Origin of the sequence: Diaphorobacter sp. J5-51 (genome assembly GCF_001023515.1) — a bacterium.
GTDB lineage: Bacteria > Pseudomonadota > Gammaproteobacteria > Burkholderiales > Burkholderiaceae_C > Diaphorobacter > Diaphorobacter nitroreducens.
The window spans coordinates 21,027-41,571 of the sequence record NZ_JSYI01000081.1 but is presented as its reverse complement, the minus strand read 5'-3'; the positions used below and the strand labels follow the sequence as shown (position 1 = coordinate 41,571).

Genomic DNA, 20,545 nt, shown 5'->3' with positions numbered 1-20,545 from the left:
AACGGCGTTCAGACTCTACCGCGCTGGTCTGGTTTAAAGATACAAGGCACCGCGGGGCGTGTCGCTCGCGCGCAGCCGGGTGCTAGGCATTCCGCTGCGTTGCGTCTATCCTGCGTTGGCCCGGGCCGGGGGACCGGCAGGGGTGCACCACAACAAAGGAGACAACGCATGCAAGAGAGAGTGACTCGTGCTGCGGCGCCACGCGCGCTGTTGGCGACGGCGGTCCTGGCCCTGCTGGCCGGCTGCGGGGGCAACGACGATGCGGATGACGCGCCGCTGGCGTACCAGGCGGAGATCCGCCGCACCGCGATGGGCGTGCCGCACATCAAGGCCTCCAACTGGGCCGGCGGGGGCTTCGGTATGGGGTATGTCCAGGCGCAGGACAACCTGTGCACGCTGGCGGATGCCTTCCTGACCTACCGGGGCGAGCGCTCGCGCTACTTTGGCGGCAGCGCACAGCTGGTCTACAACAGCACCATCGGACGCCCGCGCAACATCGACTCGGACTTCTTCCACCGCCATGTGATCTCCGCCGACGTGGTGCAGAAGATGGCCGCGGCGCAGCCCGAGAATCTGCGGCAGATGGTCGAGGGCTTCGTGGCCGGCTACAACCAGTACGTGGACGTTGCCAAGAAAGGGACGGCCCACGCGGCCTGCCGCAGCGAGGCATGGGTGCAGCCCATCACGCAGGAGGACGTCTGGCGCCGCATGTACGCGGCCAACCTGGCGGGGGGCTACAGCAATTTCGTGGAGGCCATCGCCAATGCCGTCGCCCCTGCCGCAGCCAAGGCCGGCGCGGCGCAAGACGCGCAGACCCCGCCGTCCCTGGACCAGCGCCTGACCACACCTCCCGCCCTGCAGGTGGGCGGTGACGCGGGCATCGGCAGCAACATGTATGGCTTTGCGCCGGCGGCCACGGGCGAGTCCAGCGGCGTGATGTTCGGCAACCCCCACTGGTACTGGAAGGGGCCGGACCGGTTCTATCAGGCCCAGGTCACGATCGCCAATCAGGTGAACGTCAGCGGCGTCGGATTCCTGGGCGTGCCGCTGGTGCTGATCGGCTTCAACGACAACGTGGCCTGGAGCCACACGGTCTCCACGGCTCGGCGCTTCGGCTTCTTCCAGCTGCAGCTGCAGTCGGGCGACCCCACCACCTACCTGCGTGACGGCCAGCCGGTCAAGATGGCGCCGCGCAGCATCACTGTGTCCAGCCGCAATGCCGACGGCACGCTGAGCGATGTGACGCGCACGCTGTACACCTCCGAGTACGGGCCGTTGGTCAACCTGGCGGGGCTCAACCCCGCTCTGGCCTGGAGCCAGAGTACGGCCTTCGCCATCCGTGACATCAACGGTGAGAACTTCCGCACCTTCCGCAACTGGATGCGCTGGAACCAGGCACGTTCGCTGGAAGAGTTCATGGCCATCCAGAAGGAAGAGTCCGCGATTCCATGGGTCAACACGGTGGCCGTGGGGCGTGGCAGCGCGCGGGTCTGGTACGCGGACATCGGCGCGGTGCCCAACGTGTCGCCCGAGCAGGTGGCCGCGTGCACCACGCCGTTCGGCGCGGCCGTGGGTGCGGCGCTGCCCAACGTGCCGTTCTTCGACGGCTCGCGCAGCGCCTGCGACTGGCAGACCGATGCGGACTCCAAGCAAAAGGGCGCCATCGGCCCGTCGCGCATGCCCAGCCTGTTGCGCGAGGACTATGTGGGCAACATGAACGACAGCTGCTGGCTGTCCAACGCGAATGCCCCGCTCACGGGATACCCGGCCATCTTCGGTCCCGCGGGCACGGCGGCGTTGACGTTGCGCACGCGCCTGGGCCACACCATGGCCCTGGAGCGGCTGGCCGGCACCGACGGCTACAGCGGCAACAAGGCCAGCGCCGCCATCGTGCGCGACATGGTGCTGAACAGCCGCGTGTTCTCGGCCGAGCGGTTCAAGGACGAGATCCTGACGCTGATCTGCACGCCCTCGCAATGGATGGTGAACGGTGCCACGGTGGACGCCACGCAGGCCTGCGCCACGCTGCGTGCGTGGGACAACCGCGGGAACAAGGAGTCCCGGGGCTCCCATTTGTGGGACGAGTTCTGGACCCGCGTGCCCACCACCGGGCTGTACTCGGTGCCCTTTGACGCGGCCGACCCGCTGAATACCCCGCGCGGGATCAACGTGGCGGCCGTCACCGCGCTGCGCCAGGCCATGGCCACGGCCATCAGCCGCGTGGGGCAGAGCGGGTTCGCGCTGGATGCACCGCGCGGCGAAGTGCTGTTTGCCACGAAGGGCGGTGCCAAATTGCCGCTGTACGGCGGCTGCGGCGGCGTGGGCTACTTCACCATCACCTGTTCCGAGAACGACATCACGGCGGGCGGCTACAGCATGGACGGGCAGCCGCATGGCAACTCATACGTGCAGGTGGTGAGCTTCCCCTCCAGCGGCGTGCAGGCCCATACCTTCCTGACGTTCTCGCTGTCCGACGACCCGGCGTCGCCGCATTTTGGCGACTACACCAAGGCCTACAGCGCCAAGCAGTGGGTGCGCATGCCGTTCTCGGAGTCCGAGATCACGGGCCACCCGGACTACCGGACGACCACCGTCTCCGCCAGCGCCAAGTAACGGCGCGCAACGGCGCGCCGGTGCCATGCGCACCGGCCGGGACGACCCTCCGTGCAAAGGCCCCGCCATGCGGGGCCTTTGTTCATGGAGCGCCGGGGAGGCGGCAGTTCACAGCGCGGTGCGCAGCCGCCAGATCTCGGGGAACAGCACCACGTCCAGCATCTTGCGCAGGTAGCTCACGCCGCCGGTGCCGCCGGTGCCACGCTTGAACCCGATTACGCGTTCCACCGTGGTCACGTGGCGAAAGCGCCAGAGGCGGAAGGCATCTTCCAAGTCGGTGAGCTCCTCGCCCAGCTGGTACAGGTCCCAATACCTTTGTGGATCGCGGTACACGGTCAACCAGGCCTGCTCCACGGCTTCGCTGGCCTCGTAGGGCTGGCGCCAGTCGCGCTCGGTATGGCTGGCCGGCACGGGCAGGGCGCGGCGCGCCAGCAGGCGCAGTGCTTCGTCGTAGAGCGAGGGCGCCTCGTAGGCCGCCTGTACCTGGGCCAGGCGCTCGGGGTGGTGGGCATGGGGCTGCAGCATGGCGCGGTTCTTGTTGCCCATGGCGAACTCGATGCCCCGGTACTGGTAGCTCTGGAAACCGCTGGACTGGCCCAGGTACGGGCGCATGGCGGTGTACTCGGGCGGCGTCATGGTGGCCAGCACATCCCAGGCGTGCACCAACTGCTCGAGGATCTTGGACACGCGCGCCAGCATCTTGAAAGCGGGTGGCAACTCGTCACGCGCGATATGGGCGATGGCCGCGTGCAGCTCATGCAGCATGAGCTTCATCCACAGCTCGCTGGTCTGGTGCTGCACGATGAACAGCATCTCGTCGTGCGCGGGCGAGAGGGGCTTTTGCGCGCCCAGCACGCTGTCCAGCTGCAGGTAGTCGCCATAGCTCATGTTGTGGCTGAAGTCGAGCTGTGCGCCCTCCTGGCGCACGATGGCTTCGGTGGCGCCGGAGGATGCGCTGGGGTGGTGGGGGCAGGTCATGGTCAGGTCACGGCGTTGAGGTGGTTGAACTCGGGCTTGCGCCATTCGCCGGATTCCAGCACCTGGCGCAGGTGCTGCACGGCATTCCACACGTCTTCAAATCCGACATACAGCGGCGTGAAGCCAAAGCGCAGGATGTCCAGGTGCTTGCCGCCGTCGCCCTTGCGGAAGTCGCCGACCACGCCGCGCGCGATCAGGGCCTGCACGATGGCGTAGGCCCCGCTGCCGACGCCCTGAACGCCCAGGCCCTCGCCACGTGTCAGGCACACCTGCGAGCCGCGCGCCGCATGATCGCGCGGCGTCGCCAGTCCCAGGCCGTGGTCGGCGCAGTGCTCCTCGACCAGCGCGATGAATAGATTGGTCAGTGCGAGCGACTTGGCGCGCAGCGCCGCCATGCCGCCCAGAGGCTCGGCGGCGGTAAAGATGTCCAGCCCGCACTGCAGGGCCGACAGGCTCACGATGGGCTGCGTGCCGCAGAGGTAGCGTGCGATACCCGGTGCGGGCTGGTAGTCGGGCGTGAAGGCGAAGGGTGCGGCATGGCCGAACCAGCCCGACAGCGGCTGCGCAAATGTCGCATCCGGGCGGTCCGCCAGGCGCGGGTGCACCCACACGAAGGCGGGCGCGCCAGGGCCGCCGTTGAGGTACTTGTAGCTGCAGCCCACCGCATAGTCGGCGTTCGCGTCCAGCAGGTGCACGGGCACGGCGCCCGCGCTGTGGCACAGGTCCCAGACGCACAGAATGCCGTGGGCGTGCGCCTGCGCGGTCACGGCGGCCATGTCGTGCATGGCGCCGGTGCGGTAGTTCACGTGGGTGAGCAGCAGGACGGCGACCTGGGGCGTCAGCCGCGTGGCGATTTCCTCGGGCTCCACCAGCACCAACTCCAGTCCGTACTCCTGGCACACGGACTGGGCGATGTACAGGTCGGTGGGGAAGTTGCTGCGCTCGCTGACGAGCTGGGTGCGACCGGGATGGTCCGCGCGGGCCACGCGCGCGGCAGCCGACAGCACCTTGTACAGGTTGACCGAGGTGGTGTCGGTGAACACCACCTGGTCCGGCCCCGCGCCGATCCAGGGGGCGAACTGGTTGCCCAGGCGCTGCGGCAGGCTGACCCAGCCGGCCTTGTTCCACGAGGTGATGAGGTCCTGTCCCCATTCCTGCTGCACTACTTGGGCCACGCGCGCCGGCGTGGCGCGGGGCAGGGCGCCCAGGGAATTGCCGTCCAGGTAGATCACGCCCTCGGGCAGGCTGAAATGGTCGCGCAGGCTGCGCAGCGGGTCCTGCGCATCGCGTGTGCGGCACTCTTGCAAGGTAGTCATGTAGTTTTTGCTATTAATAAAGTAGCTGTTAGCGCTTACTGCATGAGCGTTAGAGGCTAAAACGGCTTAATGTTCATACGCGCGGCGGCAGCGCACGCAGCACGGCGCGCACGGGCGATGCGTCGGCCGTGGTGAGCTTGAGCGGCAGCGCGATGAGTTCGTAGTCGCCCTCGGGCACATCGTCCAGCACCAGGTTCTCCAGCACGCGCAGGCCACGCCGGCGGATCACCTGGTGGCTGGGCAGCGGCTTGCTGTCGGCGGGGTCGATGCTGGCGGTGTCGATGCCTACGAGCACTACGCCGGCGTCGGCCAGGCGCTCGATGGTGTCGGGCGCGTAGGCCGTGAGGCCCGCGTCCCAGCGGTCCACGGGCATGCGGGCGTAGGTGCGCACCAGCACCCGCGGCGGCAAAGTGCCCGTCATCGCATGGGCAATGTGGGTCCATTCGATGAGCGGCCCGCAGTCCAGCGCATGCACCACGCGGCAGGGGCCGATGAAGGCTTCCAGCGGCAGGGCGCCGATGGCTGCGCCGTCCGCTGCGTAGTGCAGGGGCGCGTCAGCATGCGTGCCCACGTGAGGCGAGAGCGTGAGTGCGCTCACGTTCACCGGGCAGCCGGGGCCCAGTGTGGCGCTCCACTGCTGCTGGTAGGGTGTATCGCCCGGGAACACCGGGCTACCCGCATGCACGGGGGCAGAGATGTCCCACAGCGCGGGCGATGGCGTGGAGGTGGCGGTCATGCCGCGCATGCTATGCGCGCCGGAGGGGTGGGTAAATGGTTTATCCCTGATGGGTGACTCATTTGGATAATCCATTCTCACAGAGACATTTTTGGGTTAAATCATGCAAGCCGAGATCGATCGTACCGACCGCCAGCTGCTGCGCGCGCTGCAGGACAACGCCCGCCTGACCTCCGGCGAACTGGCCGAAATGGCGCACCTGTCGCAGTCGCCCTGCTGGCGGCGCGTGAAGCGGCTGGAGGACGCCGGGGTAGTGCGCGGCTACCACGCGCAGCTGGACCGGCGTGCGGTGGGGCTGGGTGTGATGGCTTTCGTGATGGTGGGCATCGACCACCAGACGGAGGCGCTGTCCGTGGCGTTCGAGGAGGCGGTGTGCGCCATTCCCGAAGTGGTGCTGTTCCACGGCATCTCGGGCCCCGCGGACTTCCTGCTGGTGGTCGTGACGACCGACCTGGACGCGTATTCCGAACTGCTGCAGCGGCGCCTGCACCGCCTGCCGGGCGTGCGCCAGGTACAGACTTATTTTTCGCTGCAGGAGTTCAAGGGGCGCATCGGCGGATTGCCCGTGTGAAAGCGGGTCCTGCGGCGTTCAGAGCACCAGCCCGTCCAGTGCCGGCAGATGGTGGCGCTGGCGCGCGCGGTTGCAGGCAGCGCTGCCGGCTTCGAATTCGCGGCAGGGCGAGGGGCGCCACTCGTAGATGCCGCAGGCCGCGCGCAGGCCCACTTGGCCCGTGAGGGCCGCGCAGCGCGGCTGCGCATGGTCCGTGCCGCGCATGCGCGCGGTGTGGTCCGTGACCGGCACCACCAGCCCATCGGGAACGCAGCCGCCCAGCTCCTCCGTCTCATGTACCGAGAAGTCCACGCGAAAGCTGGCGCAGCAGGCGCCACAGGTCAGGCAGGGGTGAAGAGTGGTCATGGCGTACGTCGCAGGGGGTGCCATTGTGACGCGCCACAGGTCCTGATGTGCATCAATCCTGCAGCGTGCAGTTCCATTAGAATGAGAATTACTTTTATTCATTGACTGCAATACAACATGCTTCACACGGGGAATGACGCCGCGCAGCCGCGGGGGCTGGACACCTTGCCGCATGGCGTGCCGGCCACGGTTGCCGGGCTGCTGCCGGCGCAGGATGGCCGGTCGCAGGCCATGGTGCTGCGCTTGATGGAGATTGGTTTCCTGCCCGGCGAGCCCGTGCGCGTGATTGCCCGGGGCTTTCCCGCGGCCGACCCCCTGGCCGTTCGCGTGGGCCAGGCCACTTTTGCCCTGCGCCGCCATGAGGCGGCCCTGGTGCAGGTGCGCGTGGATGCGCTGGAGGCCGCGGCATGAGCACGGCGGCATCTCCCCTGCACATCGCGCTGCTGGGCAACCCCAACTGCGGCAAGACGGCGCTGTTCAACGTGCTGACCGGCGCACGCCAGAAGGTGGCCAACTACGCGGGCGTCACCGTGGAGCGCAAGGAAGGCCTGTTCACCACCGCCAGCGGCCGGCGCGTGCGCGTGCTAGACCTGCCCGGCGCCTATAGCCTGCACGCGCAGAGCCTGGACGAGGCCGTCACCCGCGATGTGGTCACCGGCCGCCGCCCAGGAGAGGCCATGCCCGAGCTGCTGGTCTGCGTGACCGATGCCACGCACCTGCGCCTGAACCTGCGCCTGGTGCTGGAGGCGCGCGACCTGGGCCTGCCCATGGTGCTGGTGCTGAACATGAGTGATATGGCGCAGCAGCAGGGCATCCAGATCGACCGCGAAGTCCTGGCGCGCGAACTGGGCCTGCCCGTGGTGACCACCGTGGGCGTGCGCGCCGACGGGGCGCGCGAGCTGCTGCAGTGGCTGGACACGGCCACCCCGCAGGCCACCCCGCAGGCCGCCCGCGGCGCCGCCGTGGGCACGCAGGCGCCACCGCCCGTCAATGCGCTGGAGGAAGACCGCCCGCAGCGCGTGCAGCAATTGCACCAGGAAGTGCGCCGCATCATGGGGCTGGCCGTGCGCGAGCCCGCGCTGCGCCTGCAGCGCGACGACCGCATCGACGCCGTGGTGCTGCACCCGCTGTGGGGCATGCTGCTGCTGGCAGTGACGCTGTTCCTGATGTTCCAGGCCGTGTTCAGTTGGGCAGAGGTGCCCATGGGCTGGATCGAAGGCGCCACGGCCGCCGTGGCCGAATGGCTGAACGCCCACATGGCCGAGGGGCCGCTGCGCAGCCTGCTGGCCGACGGCGTGATCGCCGGCGCAGGCGGGGTGCTGGTGTTCCTGCCGCAGATCCTGATCCTGTTCTTCTTCATCCTGGCGCTGGAGGAATCCGGCTACCTGCCGCGCGCGGCCTTCCTGCTGGACCGCGTGATGGGCACCGTCGGCTTGTCGGGACGCTCGTTCATTCCGCTGCTGTCCAGCTTCGCCTGCGCGGTGCCGGGCATCATGGCCACGCGCTCCATTCCGGACTGGCGCGACCGGCTCGTCACCATCCTCATCGCGCCGCTGATGACCTGTTCGGCCCGCCTGCCGGTGTACGCGCTGCTCATCGCGGCCTTCATCCCCGATCGCACGGTGGCGGGGCTGTTCAACCTGCAGGGGCTGGTGTTGTTCGCGCTGTACCTGGGCGGCATCATGAGCGCCATGGCCGTGGCGGCCGTTGCGCGGCTGGCGCGGCGCGGCGACGGCGCCACGCCGCTGCTGATGGAGCTGCCCGCCTACCGCTGGCCCAGCGTGCGCAACCTGGCGCTGGGGCTGTGGGAGCGCGCGGGCATCTTCCTGCGCCGCGTGGGCGGCATCATCCTGCTGGTCACCATCCTGCTGTGGTTCCTGTCGTCGTACCCCGCGCCGCCGGCCGACGCCACGGGGCCGGCCATCGAATACAGCTTCGCCGGGCGCATCGGCGCCGCGCTGGAGGTGATCTTTGCGCCCATCGGCTTCAATTGGCAGATCAGCATCGCCCTGGTGCCCGGCATGGCCGCGCGCGAGGTGGCGGTGAGCGCCCTGGGCACGGTGTACGCGATTGCCGCTTCGGCCGACGACACGGCCGCGCAGCTCGCACCCATGCTGGCGGCGCAATGGTCGCTGGCCACGGCGCTGTCGCTGCTGGTGTGGTTCATCTTCGCGCCGCAGTGCGTCTCCACCATCGCCGCCGTGCGCCGCGAGACCAACGGCTGGCGCTGGCCGCTTGTCATGACGGGCTATCTCTTCGCACTGGCCTATGCGGCCAGCTTCATCACCTACCGCGTGGCCCTGGCGCTGGGCGGTGGTTGAAAACAGTCACCAAGGAGCAGAACCATGTGGCAAGACATTCTCACCGCCGTGATCGTGGCCGTGGCCGCCCTGGCGCTGCTGTGGCGCTGGCTGCCACAGCGCTGGCGCGCCCGCGCCGCGCGCGTGCACCCGGCACTGGCGCCCATGGCCAAGACCGGCAGCAGTTGCGGGGGCTGCAATGCCTGCGCCGGAGACCGCTGCGCGCCGGCACGCAAGCCCTGAAGCCGCTATAGCCCGGTCGCGGGCCTAAAAGCATAGCTGCTGGCGCTTGCCAGGCAAAGGTTTCTGTATCAAAAGTATCTGAAATCATTGCCTGGCAAGCGCCAGCAGCTCTTCTTTTTGAAGAACCACTTCAAGCGGCCTGCTGCCACTCCTGCGTGTCGCCCTCCGTCAACGGCGGCAGGCCCAGCTTGGCGCGCGTGTCGTGGCAACCGTAGGAGGCGAACGGAAAGTCGCGGCACGGCTGGGGACGCTGGTCGTAGATGCCGCAGCCGATGCAGCCGTTGCCCAGGTCGGCCAGTGCCACGCAGCGCACGGGGTGGCGCTCGGTGCCGTTCATGCGGTAGCGGTTGCCTCCGGCCTCATGGGCCATGGCGTCGGGCACGCGCCCGCCCATGGACTGCAGTTCATAGACGGAGAACTCCACGCGGTAGTTCTGGCAGCATGCACCGCAGTGCAGGCAGGGGTGGACGGGGACGGACATGCAGGTTCCTCGGGTTCTGGTGCATCGGCAACGGGCCCCATCCCAGGTGCGACGCGCAGCCGGCACCGGGGATCGCGGGCGATCAGGGGGAGCGATGGGAGGGCGGGCATGCGCTGGGGCGCCTGCCGCGCAGAACCGGGCCGCTAGGTGTGGCCCTGGAGGAACTTCAGGTAGAAGGTATGAATGCGCACCTGCAGCGCATGCACGCGTGCCGCCATGCGCCGGGCGGCCGCGTGCAGTTCAGGCGCCAGCGGGCGCTGGCGGGCGGGGCAGGGTGGATGACCCGGGCGCGTGGGGTGGAGTTGCGCCAGGGCCATGGGTGGGATGCGGGATGGGTTTAGACGCGACCGAGCAGCAGGTACTCCATGAGTGCCTTCTGCACGTGCATCCTGTTTTCCGCCTCGTCCCAGACGACGGACTGGGGGCCGTCGATCACGTCGGCCATCACCTCCTCGCCGCGGTGCGCGGGCAGGCAGTGCATGAACAGCGCGTCGGGCTTGGCCACGGCCATCATCTCGGCGTCCACGCACCAGTCGGCAAAGGCCTTGCGGCGCGCTTCGTTCTCGGCCTCGTAGCCCATGCTGGTCCACACGTCGGTGGTCACCAGGTCGGCGCCGCGGCACGCATCCATGGGATCGGCAAAGACCTTGTAGCAGCCCGCGCGGTGGGGCTTGCCGCCGAAGGCGAGCTTTTCGTCCACCTCGTAGCCGCCGGGGGTGCTCACGTGCACGGTGAAGCCCAGCAGATCGGCCGCCTGCAGCCAGGTGTTGGCCATGTTGTTGCCGTCGCCCACCCAGGCGACGACCTTGCCCGCGATCGAGCCGCGGTGCTCGATGTAGGTGAACAGGTCCGCCATGATCTGGCAAGGATGGAACTCGTTGGTCAGGCCGTTGATGACGGGCACGCGCGAGTATTCGGCGAAGCGCTCGATCTTGTCGTGGCCGAAGGTGCGGATCATCACCAGGTCGGTCATGCGGCTGATCACGCGCGCGCTGTCCTCGATGGGCTCGGCGCGACCCAACTGACTGTCGCCCGTGGTCAGGTGCACCACGCTGCCGCCCAGCTGGTACATGCCGGCCTCGAAGCTCACACGCGTGCGGGTGCTGGCCTTCTCGAAGATCATGGCCAGGGTGCGGTCGGCTAGCGGGTGGTACTTCTCGTAGCTCTTGAACTTGCCCTTGATGATGGCGGCGCGCGAGAACAGGTAGTTGTATTCGTCGGCGGTGAAGTCGGTGAATTGCAGGTAGTGCTTCATACGCGGTCGATCTTCTTCATTCAGACAGGAAGGTCTGCACCAGGGGTGTGAGCAGGGCGACGATCTCGTCGGCCTCTGCGCGCGTGAGGGTGAGCGCGGGCACCAGGCGGATCACGCGCTCGGCGGTCACCGACAGCAGCAGGCCGGCCTCGGCCGCGCGATCGATCAGCACGCCGCAGGGGCGGTCCAGCTCCATCCCGATGATCAGGCCCTGGCCGCGGACTTCGTTCACGCCAGCGGTCTCACCCAGTGCGCGCTGCAACTCGGCCTTCAGGTGGGCGCCCACGTCCGCGGCGTTCTGCAGCAGGCCGTCTTCTTCCATGATGCGGATGGTTTCCACGCCCGCGCGCATGGCGAGCGGGTTGCCGCCGAAGGTGGAGCCGTGGTTGCCCGGCTTGAGCACCTGCGCGGCGGCGCCGTGCGCCAGCACTGCGCCCACGGGAACGCCCGAGCCCAGGCCCTTGGCCAGCGACATCACGTCCGGGACAATGCCGGCCCACTGGTGGGCAAACCACTTGCCGGTGCGGCCCATGCCGGCCTGCACCTCGTCAAGCATCAGCAGCCAGCCGTTGGCGTCGCACAGCGCGCGCACCTGCTGCAGGTAGTCCGCGCGCATGGGATGCAGGCCGCCTTCGCCCTGGATGGGCTCCATCATCACGGCGACGATGTTGGCGTTGCCTTCGGTGGCCTCCTGCAGCGCCTCGATGTCATTGGGCGCCACGCGCAGGAAGCCCTCCAGCAGCGGGCCGAAGCCGTTGCGCACCTTGGGGTTGCCGGTGGCGGTCATGGTGGCGATGGAGCGCCCGTGGAAGGCATGGTCGTAGACCACGATCACGGGTTTTTCGATGCCCTTGTCCACGCCGTACTTGCGCGCGATCTTGATGGCAGCCTCGTTGGCCTCCAGGCCGGTGCTGCAGAAGAACACATTGGTCATGTGCGCGCGCTCGGTCAGCAGCTGGGCCAGCTTTTCCTGTCCTGGCACATGGTAGTAGTTGGAGGTGTGGATCAGCTTGGCGATCTGGTCCTGCAGCGCCGGCACCAGCTTGGGATGGTTGTGGCCCAGCGTATTCACGGCGATGCCGCCCAGTCCGTCGAGGTACTGCTTGCCGTTCACGTCCCACACACGCACGCCCTGGCCTCGCTCCAGCGCGATGGGTACGCGGCCATAGGTGTTCATCACGTGGGGCGAGGCAGCCTCGACAAATGCGGTCATGCGGACATCTCCTGACAAGAGAGGGAAACGGGGAACAGCCCAAAAAAAGGGAATTGCGATTCTAGGGGCTGCCCCCGCGCGCACCATTGAAGATTGCGCATCACAGTCATGCGCTGCGCTTGCGCTCAATGCTGGCAGGCGGCACCGGGGCATTGGAGGGTAGCTCTTATATAAGAGTTAGAATCCGTGCCACGCCGACGCACAAGGTCGGCGCCCCTTACACGACCCGAACCCGATGGTTGCTCCCTCCTCCAAAGAAGTCTTCATCCAAGGCATTACCCTCGAAGGGAGGACCTTTCGGCCCAGCGACTGGGCCGAGCGCCTGGCGGGGGTCATGAGCCAGTTCCGCCCCGGCGGTGCCGTGCCTGGCAGCCACCTGAACTACTCCCCCTGGTGCATTCCTACCAGCATGAACGGAGTGAAGTGCGTGGTGGTCCACCGCGACCTGCAGGCGCACGAGCCCATGGCGTGGGACTTCGTGCTCAACTTTGCCAGAGACAACAACTTGCAGGTCGTCGAAGCCTGCCTGCTCCCCGATCCCAAGGCCTGACAACACAGGCCTTTTCTTTTGGGTGGGCGTGTGTGCCCCCGAGGTGCTGTGCCGAGCAGCGCCGGGCACAAAAAAACCGCCTGGAGGCGGTTTCTCTGCTTTGCTGACAGCGCACCCGTTACAAACGGCGGGTGGCGAGCCACCCGGGCTGTTGGCCTGCGCGGGGCAGGCGGTGAATTTAGGCGGCTGCCAGAGCCAAGGCTTTCACCTTGGCGGACAGGCGGCTCTTGTCGCGAGCTGCCTTGTTCTTGTGGAAGATGCCCTTGTCGGCGATGGTGTCCAGCACGGACTGGGCCTTGGCGAACAACTCGGTTGCCTTGGTCTTGTCACCGGCCAGAACAGCCTTCTCGACGTTCTTGACGGCGGTGCGGTACTTGGAGCGCAGCGAGGTGTTGGCTGCGTTCAGCTTGAGGCCTTGGCGGGCGCGCTTGCGGCCCGATGCCAGGCGGGGGTTCTTTTTCTTTGGCTTTCCAGATGCCATGGTATGTGTTCCTTGTGTCTGAGGATGTTGTCAGCAAAGCCGGCCATTATAGCGCAGCCGCCATTTCGGGCGTGGCGCGACGCCAAACGCATACACTTGCGCTGGTGTCCCTGTTCAAAGCCGCTTCCACCGTATCGCTGTTGACCCTGGCCTCCCGCGTGACGGGCCTGGTGCGTGATCTGCTCATGGCCTCGATGTTCGGCGCCAACGTTCTGACAGACGCTTTCAACGTCGCTTTTCGCATTCCCAACCTGTTTCGCCGCTTGTTCGCCGAAGGGGCGTTCAGCCAGGCCTTCGTGCCCGTCCTGGCCGCGCACAAGGCGCAGCATGGCGATGAGGACACCCATGCACTCGTGAACGCCGTGGCCACGGCGCTGTTCTGGGCGCTGCTACTGACCTGCGTGCTGGGGGTGGTAGGAGCGCCGCTGCTCGTGTGGGCGCTGGCCAGCGGGTTGCGCCAGAGTCCGGAGGGGTTCGACGCCGCCGTGTTCATGACGCGCTGGATGTTCCCCTACATTGGATTCATGTCGCTGGTGGCCCTTTCGGCGGGCGTGCTCAACACCTGGAAGCGCTTTGGCGTGCCGGCCGCCACACCCGTGCTGCTGAACCTGTGCATGATCGCGGCCGCTTGGCTGGGCGCGCCACAACTGGCGGCGCGGGGCATAGAGCCCATCTACGCCATGGTGGGCGGGGTGATGGGCGGCGGGGTGCTGCAACTGGCGGTGCAACTGCCCGCATTGCGCCGCCTGGGGCTGCTGCCCCGCATCGGCATGACCTGGGGCAGGGTACGCAGTGCCTGGCAGGACCCAGGCGTGCGCCGCATTCTTACCCTGATGGCGCCGGCGTTGCTGGGCGTGGGGGTGGCGCAGATCTCGCTGATGATCAACACGCAGATCGCGTCCTATCTCACACCGGGCAGCGTGACATGGCTGTTTTATGCCGACCGCCTCATGGAATTTCCCACGGCCCTGCTGGGCGTGGCGCTGGGCGTGGTGCTCACGCCGCAGTTGTCGGCCGCCAAGGCTGCGGGGGATGGTGAACGCTACTCGGCCATGTTGGACTGGGGGCTGCGCATCGTGGTGCTGCTGGCCGTACCCTGCGCCGTGGGACTGCTGACCTTCGCAACGCCGCTGGTGGCCACGCTGTTCCACCATGGTGCGCTGAACGACGGCGACGTGCGGCAGATCTCCGTGGCGCTGGCAGGCTATGGAGCGGGGTTGCTGGGCCTGGTGGCCATCAAGGTGCTGGCGCCGGGTTACTACGCCAGCCAGGATATCCGCACGCCCGTGCGCATCGCCATCGTGGTGCTGGTGGCCACGCAGATCATGAATGCCGCGCTGGTGCCCCTGCTGGCGCATGCTGGGCTGGCGCTGTCGATTGGCCTGGGTGCGCTCATCAACGCCCTGTGGCTGCTCACGGGGCTGCTGCGGCGGGGAAGCTTTCGCCCGCGCGAAGGCTGGGGCCGGTTTGCGCTGCAGGTGATTGCCGCCAGTGCGCTGCTGGCCGTGTTCCTGCTCTGGGCCTCCCACCACTTCGACTGGCTGGCGCTGCGGGCGCACAGCTTGCAGCGTGCGGGACTGCTGGCGCTGCTGCTCGCCGCATCGGCCGCGCTGTACTTTGGCGCGCTGTGGGCCTGCGGGCTCAAGCTGCGCCAGCTGTTGCGCCGCTGAAGGGAGAGGGCGCATGGCGTTGAGCTATTCCGTTCCCACGCCGCTGGAGTATTTCGCGTCGCTGGTCCAGGTGCCGCAGGGCGGCGCCATCGCGTTGCTGGAGTCGGCGGCCTGCATCGCGCAGGACGAGTATCCGCGCCTGGATGTGCAGCAGTTCCTGGACGAGATGGACCGCCTGCAGGCGCGGCTGCAGCGGCGCATTGCGCAGGATGCCGAACCGCTGCTGCGGCTCAATCTGCTCAACCAGTTTTTCTTTGGCGAACTGGGCTTTGCGGGCAATCTCAACGACTACTACGCGCCGGGTAACAGCTATTTGCACGTCGTGCTGGAGAAGCGGCGCGGCATTCCCATCTCGCTGGCGGTGCTGTGGCTGGAGCTGGCGCAGGGCGTGGGCCTGCGTGCGCACGGGGTGGCCTTTCCCGGGCATTTCCTGGTCAAGGTGCTCATGCCCACGGGCCAGGTCGTGATGGACCCGATGACGGGGCTTTCCCTCTCGCGCGAAGCGCTGGGCGAGCGGCTGGAACCTTTTCGCCGCGGACACGGACCGCTGGAGGACGAAGCTCCGCTGGGCCTGTATCTGCAGGCCGCCACGGAGCGGGACATTCTTGCGCGCATGCTGCGCAATCTGAAGGAAATCCACCGCGCGCGCCAGGACTGGAGTCGCCTGGTGGCGGTGCAGGACCGGCTCATCGTGTTGCTGCCCGATGCCTGGAGCGAGTGGCGCGACCGCGGCCTGGCGTATGCGGAGAGCGGCGCATCCCTGCAAGCGCTGGAGAACCTGGAGACCTATCTGGCCCACGCTGCGGGTGCCGAAGATGCCCCTGCGATCGCACAGCGCGTGAAAGAACTGCGCCGTTTCTGATCCAGGCCAAGCGTGCCATGTGACAAAAACATGGCAAAAGCGCACCATGTCATGTGCTGGACACGAAGAGTTGTCACCATCTTCTGCCTGCTGAGAAGGTACCAGTCATGCCGCATATATCCGAGATCAATTCCCACGAACTCATGGAACGCATCGCCGACGATCTGGCCGACGGCTATGACGAGGAGTTGGAGCTGGAGATCGAGGACCGCGCCTTCGATGAGCACGGCCTGCAGGCGCCCGTGGACCGGCTGGCACGCCAGCAGTATTTCCGGGAGCTGTTCCGCCTGCAGGGCGAGCTGGTCAAGCTGCAGGACTGGGTGCAGCACTCAAGGCAGAAGGTGGTGGTGATCTTCGAGGGGCGCGATGCCGCCGGCAAGGGCGGGGTGATCAAGCGCATTACGCAGCGGTTGAACCCGCGCGTGGTGCGCGTGGCGGCGCTACCTGCGCCCAATGACCGCGAGCGCACGCAGTGGTACTTCCAGCGCTATGTGGCGCACCTGCCTGCGGCAGGCGAGATCGTGCTCTTTGACCGCAGTTGGTACAACCGCGCGGGCGTCGAGAAAGTGATGGGTTTTTGCACGGAGGAGGAGTACGAGGAGTTCTTCCGCAGCGTGCCGGAGTTCGAGAAGATGCTCGTGCGCTCAGGCATCCGGCTCATCAAGTACTGGTTCTCGATTTCCGACGAGGAGCAGCACCTGCGGTTCCTGGGGCGCATCCACGACCCGCTCAAGCAGTGGAAACTGAGCCCCATGGACCTGGAGAGCCGCGTGCGCTGGGAGGAATACACCAAGGCCAAGGAGGCGATGCTGGAGCGCACCCACATCCCCGAGGCCCCCTGGTGGGTGGTGCAGGCCGTGGACAAGAAGAAAGCGCGCCTCAACTGCATCGCCCACTTGCTGGAGCAGCTGCCGTATGCCGATGTGCCGCATACCGAGGTGGTGCTGCCCGACCGCGTGCGCCACCCGGATTACCTGCGCCAGCCCACACCCGGCAGCATGATCGTGCCCGAGCGGTACTGACGATTGACGATTGGGCGGGTGTCCAGTCCACGCCAAGGCAAGCGGAGGCCGGGGGAGCCGAGCGCCCTGGGGCGCTCGGACGTGCCTTTAAGCGGCCTTGACGGCCAATACCGGGCAATCGACGTTGAGCAAAATCTCCTGCGCCATGCTGCCCAGCAGCAGCTTGCCGACGGGCGAGCGTTTGCGCAGGCCGATCACCAGCACGGATACCTGCAGCGCCGCGACCATTTCCTCGATCTCCTCGATGGTGCTCTTGCCGCGCACGAACTGCTTGAACTCGGCCTCGATCGGCAGCGTGGCCAGGCGCTCCTCCACACGTTCGGCCTCGTAGCCGTTGACGATGCTGGGGTCTTCCTGGCGCCCGCCGGGGCCGGCGTTGACGACGACCAGGCGTTCATTGCGACGGGTGGCGATTTCGATGCCCTTGTCCAGCGCGGCCCGGCCTTCGGGGCGTGGAACGTAGGCGACGAGAATGGTCATGCAAAGTCTCCCTTATGGCTGTGATGACGATGTGTCTGGCGCACTGCGCGCCAGCCGCCAGAATAGCCCAACATCGCAGGCGTTGGCGAGTGTCATCCCGGGTGCGGGGCGCGCGATGAGGGCCAGGCGCTGCGGCGGACGCGGGAAGAGGGTTTAGGGGTGAAAAAGCCTTGCAGCGCTCTCTGGACAAGCGCGAGCAGCTATGGTTTTTGCGGCGCGACGGCTATACCAGCCGCGCGGCTTCCAGTTCTTTCTTCAGGTAGGCGTAGAACAGCGGTGCCGCCACCAGCCCCGCAGGGCCGAAGACGGCTTCGGCCACGAACATCACCGACAGCAGCTCCCACACGCCCATGTGGGTGCGCCGCCCGACGACCTTGGCGTTGATCACGTACTCGGCCTTGTGGATCAGGATCAGGAAGGCCAGGCAGGCCACGGCCGCAACGGGCGATACCGACAGTCCCACCAGCGTGATGACCGCGTTGCACAGCAGGTTGCCCACGATGGGCACCAGGCCGGCCACGAAGGTCAGGGTGATCAAAGCGGGGGTGTAGGGCAGGTCCAAGTCCCACAGGGGCAGCACCAGCAACAGGAACAGTGCGGTGAGCAGCGTGTTGAAGGCGGCAATCCAGAACTGCGCCGCGACGATCTGACGGAAGGCCTCTCCCATACGCGCGATGCGCAGCACCAGCTCTTGTGCCAAGGGGCCGCGTGAAGCGCCCACGCTGCGCACGGCGGCCAGTGCCCCGATCAGCAGGCCCACATAGGCATACAGCAGGCCCGTGAGCCAGGCGCGCCCCGCCATGGCCAGGGCGCCGGCCTTGGCGGCCAGATAGGCGGCGATGGTGCGCTGGATTTCGGCGGCGCCTTCGGGCAACTGGGCCGCGATGTCGGTGGGCAGCTTCAGCCGCAGTTCCAGCACGGTGCGGGCCAGGAAGTCCAGCAGTTCGCGGTATTGCTGGGGGGCGTCGACGATATAGGTGCGCGAATGCGACAGCGCCAGCGCCAGCAGCACCAAGGGAGACAGCATGACCAGCGTGGCGGCTGCCGTCTGGCCGCGGGTTGCCATGCTGTTCGCCGTGCGCGACGGGAGCCACGCCAGGCGTGGCGCCAGCCAACGCGTGAGCAGAAAACCCAGGCACACGCACAGCAGCCCGGGCAGCAGCCCGCGCAGCATCACCAGCAGCAGCGCGGCCCCCATCAGCACATAGCTGGCGATCACCACGCCCCGCGTGGCGGGCGCGAATGGCGGCCTCAGGGCGGCAGGCGTGGCGGCGGAGCCTTGCGGCGGCTGACCCGAAGGCATCGTGCCAATCGCGCTGGATCAGCCCACGACGACGGCGGCGCCGTCGCCACGCTCGGCAATGGCACCGATGGCGTACACCGCCTCGCCCAGCGCGCGCAGCGTGGCGGCCGTGGCATCGGCGGCCTCCGCCGGCACGACCACCACCATCCCGATGCCGTTGTTGAACGTGCGGTTCATCTCGATGTCGTCGATGCCGGCGGTCTTTTGCAGCCAGGCGAACAGTTCGGTCTGCGGCCAGCTGCCGGCCTTCAGGTGGGCGGCCGTGCCTTCGGGCAGTACCCGCGGAATGTTCTCCAGCAGGCCACCACCGGTGATGTGGGCCAGGGCCTTGATCGGATGCTGTGCCAGCGCGGCCAGCACGTTCTTCACGTACAGGCGCGTGGGCTCCATGACGGCGGCCTTGAAGGGCTTGCCGTCCAGCGTGTCGGGCAGCGTGCCGGCGGCCGCGGCGCGCTCGATGCACTTGCGCACCAGCGAAAAACCGTTGGAATGCACGCCGCTGGAGGCCAGGCCCAGCACCACGTCGCCGGGTTTCACCGTCTGGCCGGTGAGGATCTTCGACTTCTCGACCGCGCCCACGGCAAAGCCGGCCAGGTCGTATTCACCGTCGGGGTACATGCCGGGCATCTCGGCCGTCTCGCCGCCGATCAGTGCGCAGCCGCTCAGCTCACAGCCACGGGCGATACCCCCCACCACTGCGGCGGCGGTGTCCACGTCCAGCTTGCCGCAGGCGAAGTAGTCCAGGAAGAACAGAGGCTCGGCGCCCTGTACCAGCACGTCGTTGACGCTCATTGCCACCAGGTCGATGCCCACGGTGTCGTGCATGTTCCACTCGAACGCCAGCTTGAGCTTGGTGCCCACGCCGTCGGTGCCCGAGACCAGCACCGGCTCCTGGTAGCGCTTGGGCACCTCGAACAGCGCGCCAAAGCCGCCGATGCCCGCCATCACCCCCTCGCGCAGGGTCTTCTTGGCCAGCGGCTTGATGCGCTCGACCAGCGCGTCGCCTGCGTCGATGTCGACGCCGGCGTCTTTGTAGGAGATGGGAGTGGAGGGGACAGAGGAACTCATGGGATGTGCGTCAGTGCTGAGGGCCGCGGTCGGCGGGCCGGAAAGCGGGGATTTTAAGGGTCCGCCCGGGCGGGTCGCGAATGCCCCCGCGCGGCGGGCTGCGCCGCACGCGGCCCGGGCTCGGGTCGTCTGGGCCATCGACGCACTAAAATCGCGGGTTGCACGCCCTGCGTGCCACCCGCTTTCCGGGTGCCTCCGTGGTTTCGCGGCGGTGAACCGCGACGCGTCCCCTACCTTGCCTCCCATGCCATCCACTCCATCCCGTTACGGCCCGGCCAGGCTCCGCATTGCGCGCGGAGGCCGGGGCGCGCCGCACTTGCGCGGGTGGCGCTCGCCATGAAGCAGCTGGCCCTGGACATTGGCCTGGTGACCGGCCCCACGCTCGACAACTTCCATGCCGGCCCCAACGCGCAGGCACTGCAGCACCTGCGGCTGGCGGTGGCCGGTGGCGCCGCGCCGCGCTCGCCCGTGCCCACCTACCTATGGGGCGAAACGGGCACCGGCAAGTCGCACCTGCTGCGGGCCACGTACGAGGCGCTGCGCGGGCAGGGCGCCAGCGTGGGCTGGCTCGACGCCTCCGTCGCGCTGCCCTCGGCCTTCGACGAGCGCTGGAGCGCGGTGCTGCTCGACGAAGTGCACCTGTACACCACGGCGCAGCAGGCGGCGGCTTTCAACTGGTTTGTCAACGCCATCAACCCCACCGAAGGAGCGCCCCGCTGGGTACTGGCCGCGGGCGACCTGCCGCCGGCCGACCTGCCGCTGCGCGACGACCTGCGCACACGGCTGGGCTGGGGCCACGTGTTCCAGCTCCAGCTGCTGGACGAGCAGGAGCGTCGCGCCGTGCTGCGCCAGCAGGCCGATGCGCGCGGCATCTTCCTGGCCGATGAGGTCATGAACTACATGCTGGGCCGCTTTTCGCGCGACCTGGGCAGCCTCATGCAGCTGCTGGACCGGCTCGACAGCTTTGCGCTGCGCACGCAGCGCGCCGTCACCGTCCCGCTGCTCAAGACCATGCTGGAGACCGAGTAGCGCGCGGCCATCGGTGCAGGGCGCTTTCA

At 67.6% G+C, this 20,545-nt stretch carries 22 protein-coding genes; 10 read left to right on the top strand and 12 right to left on the bottom strand.

Translation table 11 applies throughout. The features are described 5' to 3' along the window. Nucleotides 1–168: 168 nt before the first annotated feature. Complete coding sequence (locus OX89_RS11720) at nt 169–2,613, top strand: penicillin acylase family protein (RefSeq protein ID WP_047350740.1); 2,445 nt, start codon at nt 169–171, stop codon at nt 2,611–2,613. A 108-nt stretch (nt 2,614–2,721) separates the two neighbouring features. On the opposite strand, the gene kynA is transcribed toward OX89_RS11720, so the two are convergent. The 3 genes from kynA to kynB form a co-directional block, all read right to left on the bottom strand. Next, nucleotides 2,722–3,591 carry a tryptophan 2,3-dioxygenase gene (gene kynA, locus OX89_RS11715; protein WP_047350739.1) on the bottom strand — a complete coding sequence of 290 codons (870 nt, stop codon included), beginning with the start codon at nt 3,589–3,591 and terminating at the stop codon, nt 2,722–2,724. Nucleotides 3,592–3,593: 2 nt separating this feature from the next. Then, nucleotides 3,594–4,907 (bottom strand): kynureninase, encoded by a 1,314-nt coding sequence (gene kynU, locus OX89_RS11710; protein ID WP_047350738.1) that lies wholly within the window; start codon nt 4,905–4,907, stop codon nt 3,594–3,596. A 73-nt stretch (nt 4,908–4,980) separates the two neighbouring features. After that, the gene (kynB, locus tag OX89_RS11705) at nt 4,981–5,652 is read right to left on the bottom strand and encodes an arylformamidase (RefSeq protein ID WP_369799283.1); all 672 of its coding nucleotides are present in this window, start codon (nt 5,650–5,652) and stop codon (nt 4,981–4,983) included. 94 nt (nt 5,653–5,746) lie between these two features. Between kynB and OX89_RS11700 the strand changes: the two genes are divergently transcribed. Then, nucleotides 5,747–6,214: an Lrp/AsnC family transcriptional regulator gene (locus OX89_RS11700; RefSeq protein ID WP_015913819.1), complete on the top strand. Its 468-nt coding sequence runs from the start codon at nt 5,747–5,749 to the stop codon at nt 6,212–6,214. A gap of 18 nt (nt 6,215–6,232) precedes the next feature. On the opposite strand, the gene OX89_RS11695 is transcribed toward OX89_RS11700, so the two are convergent. After that, complete coding sequence (locus OX89_RS11695; protein WP_047350737.1) at nt 6,233–6,559, bottom strand: YkgJ family cysteine cluster protein; 327 nt, start codon at nt 6,557–6,559, stop codon at nt 6,233–6,235. 117 nt (nt 6,560–6,676) lie between these two features. Here OX89_RS11695 and OX89_RS11690 point away from each other — a divergent pair, with 117 nt between their 5' ends. The 3 genes from OX89_RS11690 to OX89_RS11680 are packed head-to-tail and all read left to right on the top strand — an operon-like array spanning nt 6,677 to nt 9,102. Then, on the top strand, nt 6,677–6,970 hold the full coding sequence (locus tag OX89_RS11690) for a FeoA family protein (protein ID WP_015913817.1): 294 nt from the start codon (nt 6,677–6,679) through the stop codon (nt 6,968–6,970). Then, nucleotides 6,967–8,880, top strand: a complete 1,914-nt coding sequence (gene feoB, locus OX89_RS11685) for a ferrous iron transport protein B (RefSeq protein WP_047350736.1) — start codon at nt 6,967–6,969, stop codon at nt 8,878–8,880. The genes OX89_RS11690 and feoB overlap by 4 nt, the downstream gene beginning before the upstream one ends. A gap of 24 nt (nt 8,881–8,904) precedes the next feature. Beyond that, a complete protein-coding gene (locus tag OX89_RS11680) occupies nt 8,905–9,102 on the top strand; it encodes a hypothetical protein (protein WP_011806146.1) in 198 nt (65 codons plus the stop codon). Nucleotides 9,103–9,232: 130 nt separating this feature from the next. Here the strand turns inward: OX89_RS11680 and OX89_RS11675 are convergent, their stop codons facing one another. The 4 genes from OX89_RS11675 to OX89_RS11665 all read right to left on the bottom strand — a co-directional run bounded on the left by OX89_RS11675 (nt 9,233) and on the right by OX89_RS11665 (nt 12,051). After that, complete coding sequence (locus tag OX89_RS11675) at nt 9,233–9,583, bottom strand: YkgJ family cysteine cluster protein (RefSeq protein ID WP_047350735.1); 351 nt, start codon at nt 9,581–9,583, stop codon at nt 9,233–9,235. Nucleotides 9,584–9,726: 143 nt separating this feature from the next. After that, complete coding sequence (locus OX89_RS18845) at nt 9,727–9,900, bottom strand: hypothetical protein (protein ID WP_172734563.1); 174 nt, start codon at nt 9,898–9,900, stop codon at nt 9,727–9,729. Between the two features lie 20 nt (nt 9,901–9,920). Next, nucleotides 9,921–10,838 carry an ornithine carbamoyltransferase gene (gene argF, locus OX89_RS11670; protein WP_011806144.1) on the bottom strand — a complete coding sequence of 306 codons (918 nt, stop codon included), beginning with the start codon at nt 10,836–10,838 and terminating at the stop codon, nt 9,921–9,923. 16 nt (nt 10,839–10,854) lie between these two features. Continuing rightward, nucleotides 10,855–12,051, bottom strand: coding sequence for an aspartate aminotransferase family protein (locus OX89_RS11665; protein ID WP_047350734.1), 1,197 nt, complete (start codon nt 12,049–12,051; stop codon nt 10,855–10,857). A gap of 235 nt (nt 12,052–12,286) precedes the next feature. Between OX89_RS11665 and OX89_RS11660 the strand changes: the two genes are divergently transcribed. Further along, nucleotides 12,287–12,601, top strand: coding sequence for a DUF3579 domain-containing protein (locus tag OX89_RS11660; protein WP_011806142.1), 315 nt, complete (start codon nt 12,287–12,289; stop codon nt 12,599–12,601). A gap of 178 nt (nt 12,602–12,779) precedes the next feature. Here the strand turns inward: OX89_RS11660 and rpsT are convergent, their stop codons facing one another. Continuing rightward, nucleotides 12,780–13,082, bottom strand: a complete 303-nt coding sequence (gene rpsT, locus OX89_RS11655; RefSeq protein ID WP_011806141.1) for a 30S ribosomal protein S20 — start codon at nt 13,080–13,082, stop codon at nt 12,780–12,782. 104 nt (nt 13,083–13,186) lie between these two features. Here rpsT and murJ point away from each other — a divergent pair, with 104 nt between their 5' ends. The 3 genes from murJ to ppk2 all read left to right on the top strand — a co-directional run bounded on the left by murJ (nt 13,187) and on the right by ppk2 (nt 16,636). Next, nucleotides 13,187–14,752 carry a murein biosynthesis integral membrane protein MurJ gene (murJ, locus tag OX89_RS11650; protein WP_047350742.1) on the top strand — a complete coding sequence of 522 codons (1,566 nt, stop codon included), beginning with the start codon at nt 13,187–13,189 and terminating at the stop codon, nt 14,750–14,752. A gap of 13 nt (nt 14,753–14,765) precedes the next feature. Then, nucleotides 14,766–15,614 carry a SirB1 family protein gene (locus OX89_RS11645; protein ID WP_047350733.1) on the top strand — a complete coding sequence of 283 codons (849 nt, stop codon included), beginning with the start codon at nt 14,766–14,768 and terminating at the stop codon, nt 15,612–15,614. 107 nt (nt 15,615–15,721) lie between these two features. Beyond that, a complete protein-coding gene (gene ppk2 / locus OX89_RS11640) occupies nt 15,722–16,636 on the top strand; it encodes a polyphosphate kinase 2 (protein WP_011806138.1) in 915 nt (304 codons plus the stop codon). Nucleotides 16,637–16,723: 87 nt separating this feature from the next. On the opposite strand, the gene OX89_RS11635 is transcribed toward ppk2, so the two are convergent. The 3 genes from OX89_RS11635 to purM all read right to left on the bottom strand — a co-directional run bounded on the left by OX89_RS11635 (nt 16,724) and on the right by purM (nt 19,487). Continuing rightward, nucleotides 16,724–17,116 (bottom strand): universal stress protein, encoded by a 393-nt coding sequence (locus OX89_RS11635; RefSeq protein ID WP_011806137.1) that lies wholly within the window; start codon nt 17,114–17,116, stop codon nt 16,724–16,726. Between the two features lie 223 nt (nt 17,117–17,339). Beyond that, a complete protein-coding gene (locus OX89_RS11630; RefSeq protein ID WP_047350732.1) occupies nt 17,340–18,419 on the bottom strand; it encodes an AI-2E family transporter in 1,080 nt (359 codons plus the stop codon). Between the two features lie 18 nt (nt 18,420–18,437). Beyond that, a complete protein-coding gene (gene purM, locus OX89_RS11625; protein WP_047350731.1) occupies nt 18,438–19,487 on the bottom strand; it encodes a phosphoribosylformylglycinamidine cyclo-ligase in 1,050 nt (349 codons plus the stop codon). Nucleotides 19,488–19,823: 336 nt separating this feature from the next. Here purM and hda point away from each other — a divergent pair, with 336 nt between their 5' ends. Then, nucleotides 19,824–20,516, top strand: a complete 693-nt coding sequence (hda, locus tag OX89_RS11620) for a DnaA regulatory inactivator Hda (RefSeq protein ID WP_011806134.1) — start codon at nt 19,824–19,826, stop codon at nt 20,514–20,516. Nucleotides 20,517–20,545: the final 29 nt, after the last annotated feature.

Coding starts and splice junctions, on each gene's coding strand:
- OX89_RS11720 (WP_047350740.1), top strand. CDS start 169: ATGCAAGAGAGAGTGACTCGTGCTGCGGCGCCACGCGCGCTGTTGGCG.
- kynA (WP_047350739.1), bottom strand. CDS start 3,591: ATGACCTGCCCCCACCACCCCAGCGCATCCTCCGGCGCCACCGAAGCC.
- kynU (WP_047350738.1), bottom strand. CDS start 4,907: ATGACTACCTTGCAAGAGTGCCGCACACGCGATGCGCAGGACCCGCTG.
- kynB (WP_369799283.1), bottom strand. CDS start 5,652: ATGCGCGGCATGACCGCCACCTCCACGCCATCGCCCGCGCTGTGGGAC.
- OX89_RS11700 (WP_015913819.1), top strand. CDS start 5,747: ATGCAAGCCGAGATCGATCGTACCGACCGCCAGCTGCTGCGCGCGCTG.
- OX89_RS11695 (WP_047350737.1), bottom strand. CDS start 6,559: ATGACCACTCTTCACCCCTGCCTGACCTGTGGCGCCTGCTGCGCCAGC.
- OX89_RS11690 (WP_015913817.1), top strand. CDS start 6,677: ATGCTTCACACGGGGAATGACGCCGCGCAGCCGCGGGGGCTGGACACC.
- feoB (WP_047350736.1), top strand. CDS start 6,967: ATGAGCACGGCGGCATCTCCCCTGCACATCGCGCTGCTGGGCAACCCC.
- OX89_RS11680 (WP_011806146.1), top strand. CDS start 8,905: ATGTGGCAAGACATTCTCACCGCCGTGATCGTGGCCGTGGCCGCCCTG.
- OX89_RS11675 (WP_047350735.1), bottom strand. CDS start 9,583: ATGTCCGTCCCCGTCCACCCCTGCCTGCACTGCGGTGCATGCTGCCAG.
- OX89_RS18845 (WP_172734563.1), bottom strand. CDS start 9,900: ATGGCCCTGGCGCAACTCCACCCCACGCGCCCGGGTCATCCACCCTGC.
- argF (WP_011806144.1), bottom strand. CDS start 10,838: ATGAAGCACTACCTGCAATTCACCGACTTCACCGCCGACGAATACAAC.
- OX89_RS11665 (WP_047350734.1), bottom strand. CDS start 12,051: ATGACCGCATTTGTCGAGGCTGCCTCGCCCCACGTGATGAACACCTAT.
- OX89_RS11660 (WP_011806142.1), top strand. CDS start 12,287: ATGGTTGCTCCCTCCTCCAAAGAAGTCTTCATCCAAGGCATTACCCTC.
- rpsT (WP_011806141.1), bottom strand. CDS start 13,082: ATGGCATCTGGAAAGCCAAAGAAAAAGAACCCCCGCCTGGCATCGGGC.
- OX89_RS11645 (WP_047350733.1), top strand. CDS start 14,766: ATGGCGTTGAGCTATTCCGTTCCCACGCCGCTGGAGTATTTCGCGTCG.
- ppk2 (WP_011806138.1), top strand. CDS start 15,722: ATGCCGCATATATCCGAGATCAATTCCCACGAACTCATGGAACGCATC.
- OX89_RS11635 (WP_011806137.1), bottom strand. CDS start 17,116: ATGACCATTCTCGTCGCCTACGTTCCACGCCCCGAAGGCCGGGCCGCG.
- OX89_RS11630 (WP_047350732.1), bottom strand. CDS start 18,419: ATGCCTTCGGGTCAGCCGCCGCAAGGCTCCGCCGCCACGCCTGCCGCC.
- purM (WP_047350731.1), bottom strand. CDS start 19,487: ATGAGTTCCTCTGTCCCCTCCACTCCCATCTCCTACAAAGACGCCGGC.
- hda (WP_011806134.1), top strand. CDS start 19,824: ATGAAGCAGCTGGCCCTGGACATTGGCCTGGTGACCGGCCCCACGCTC.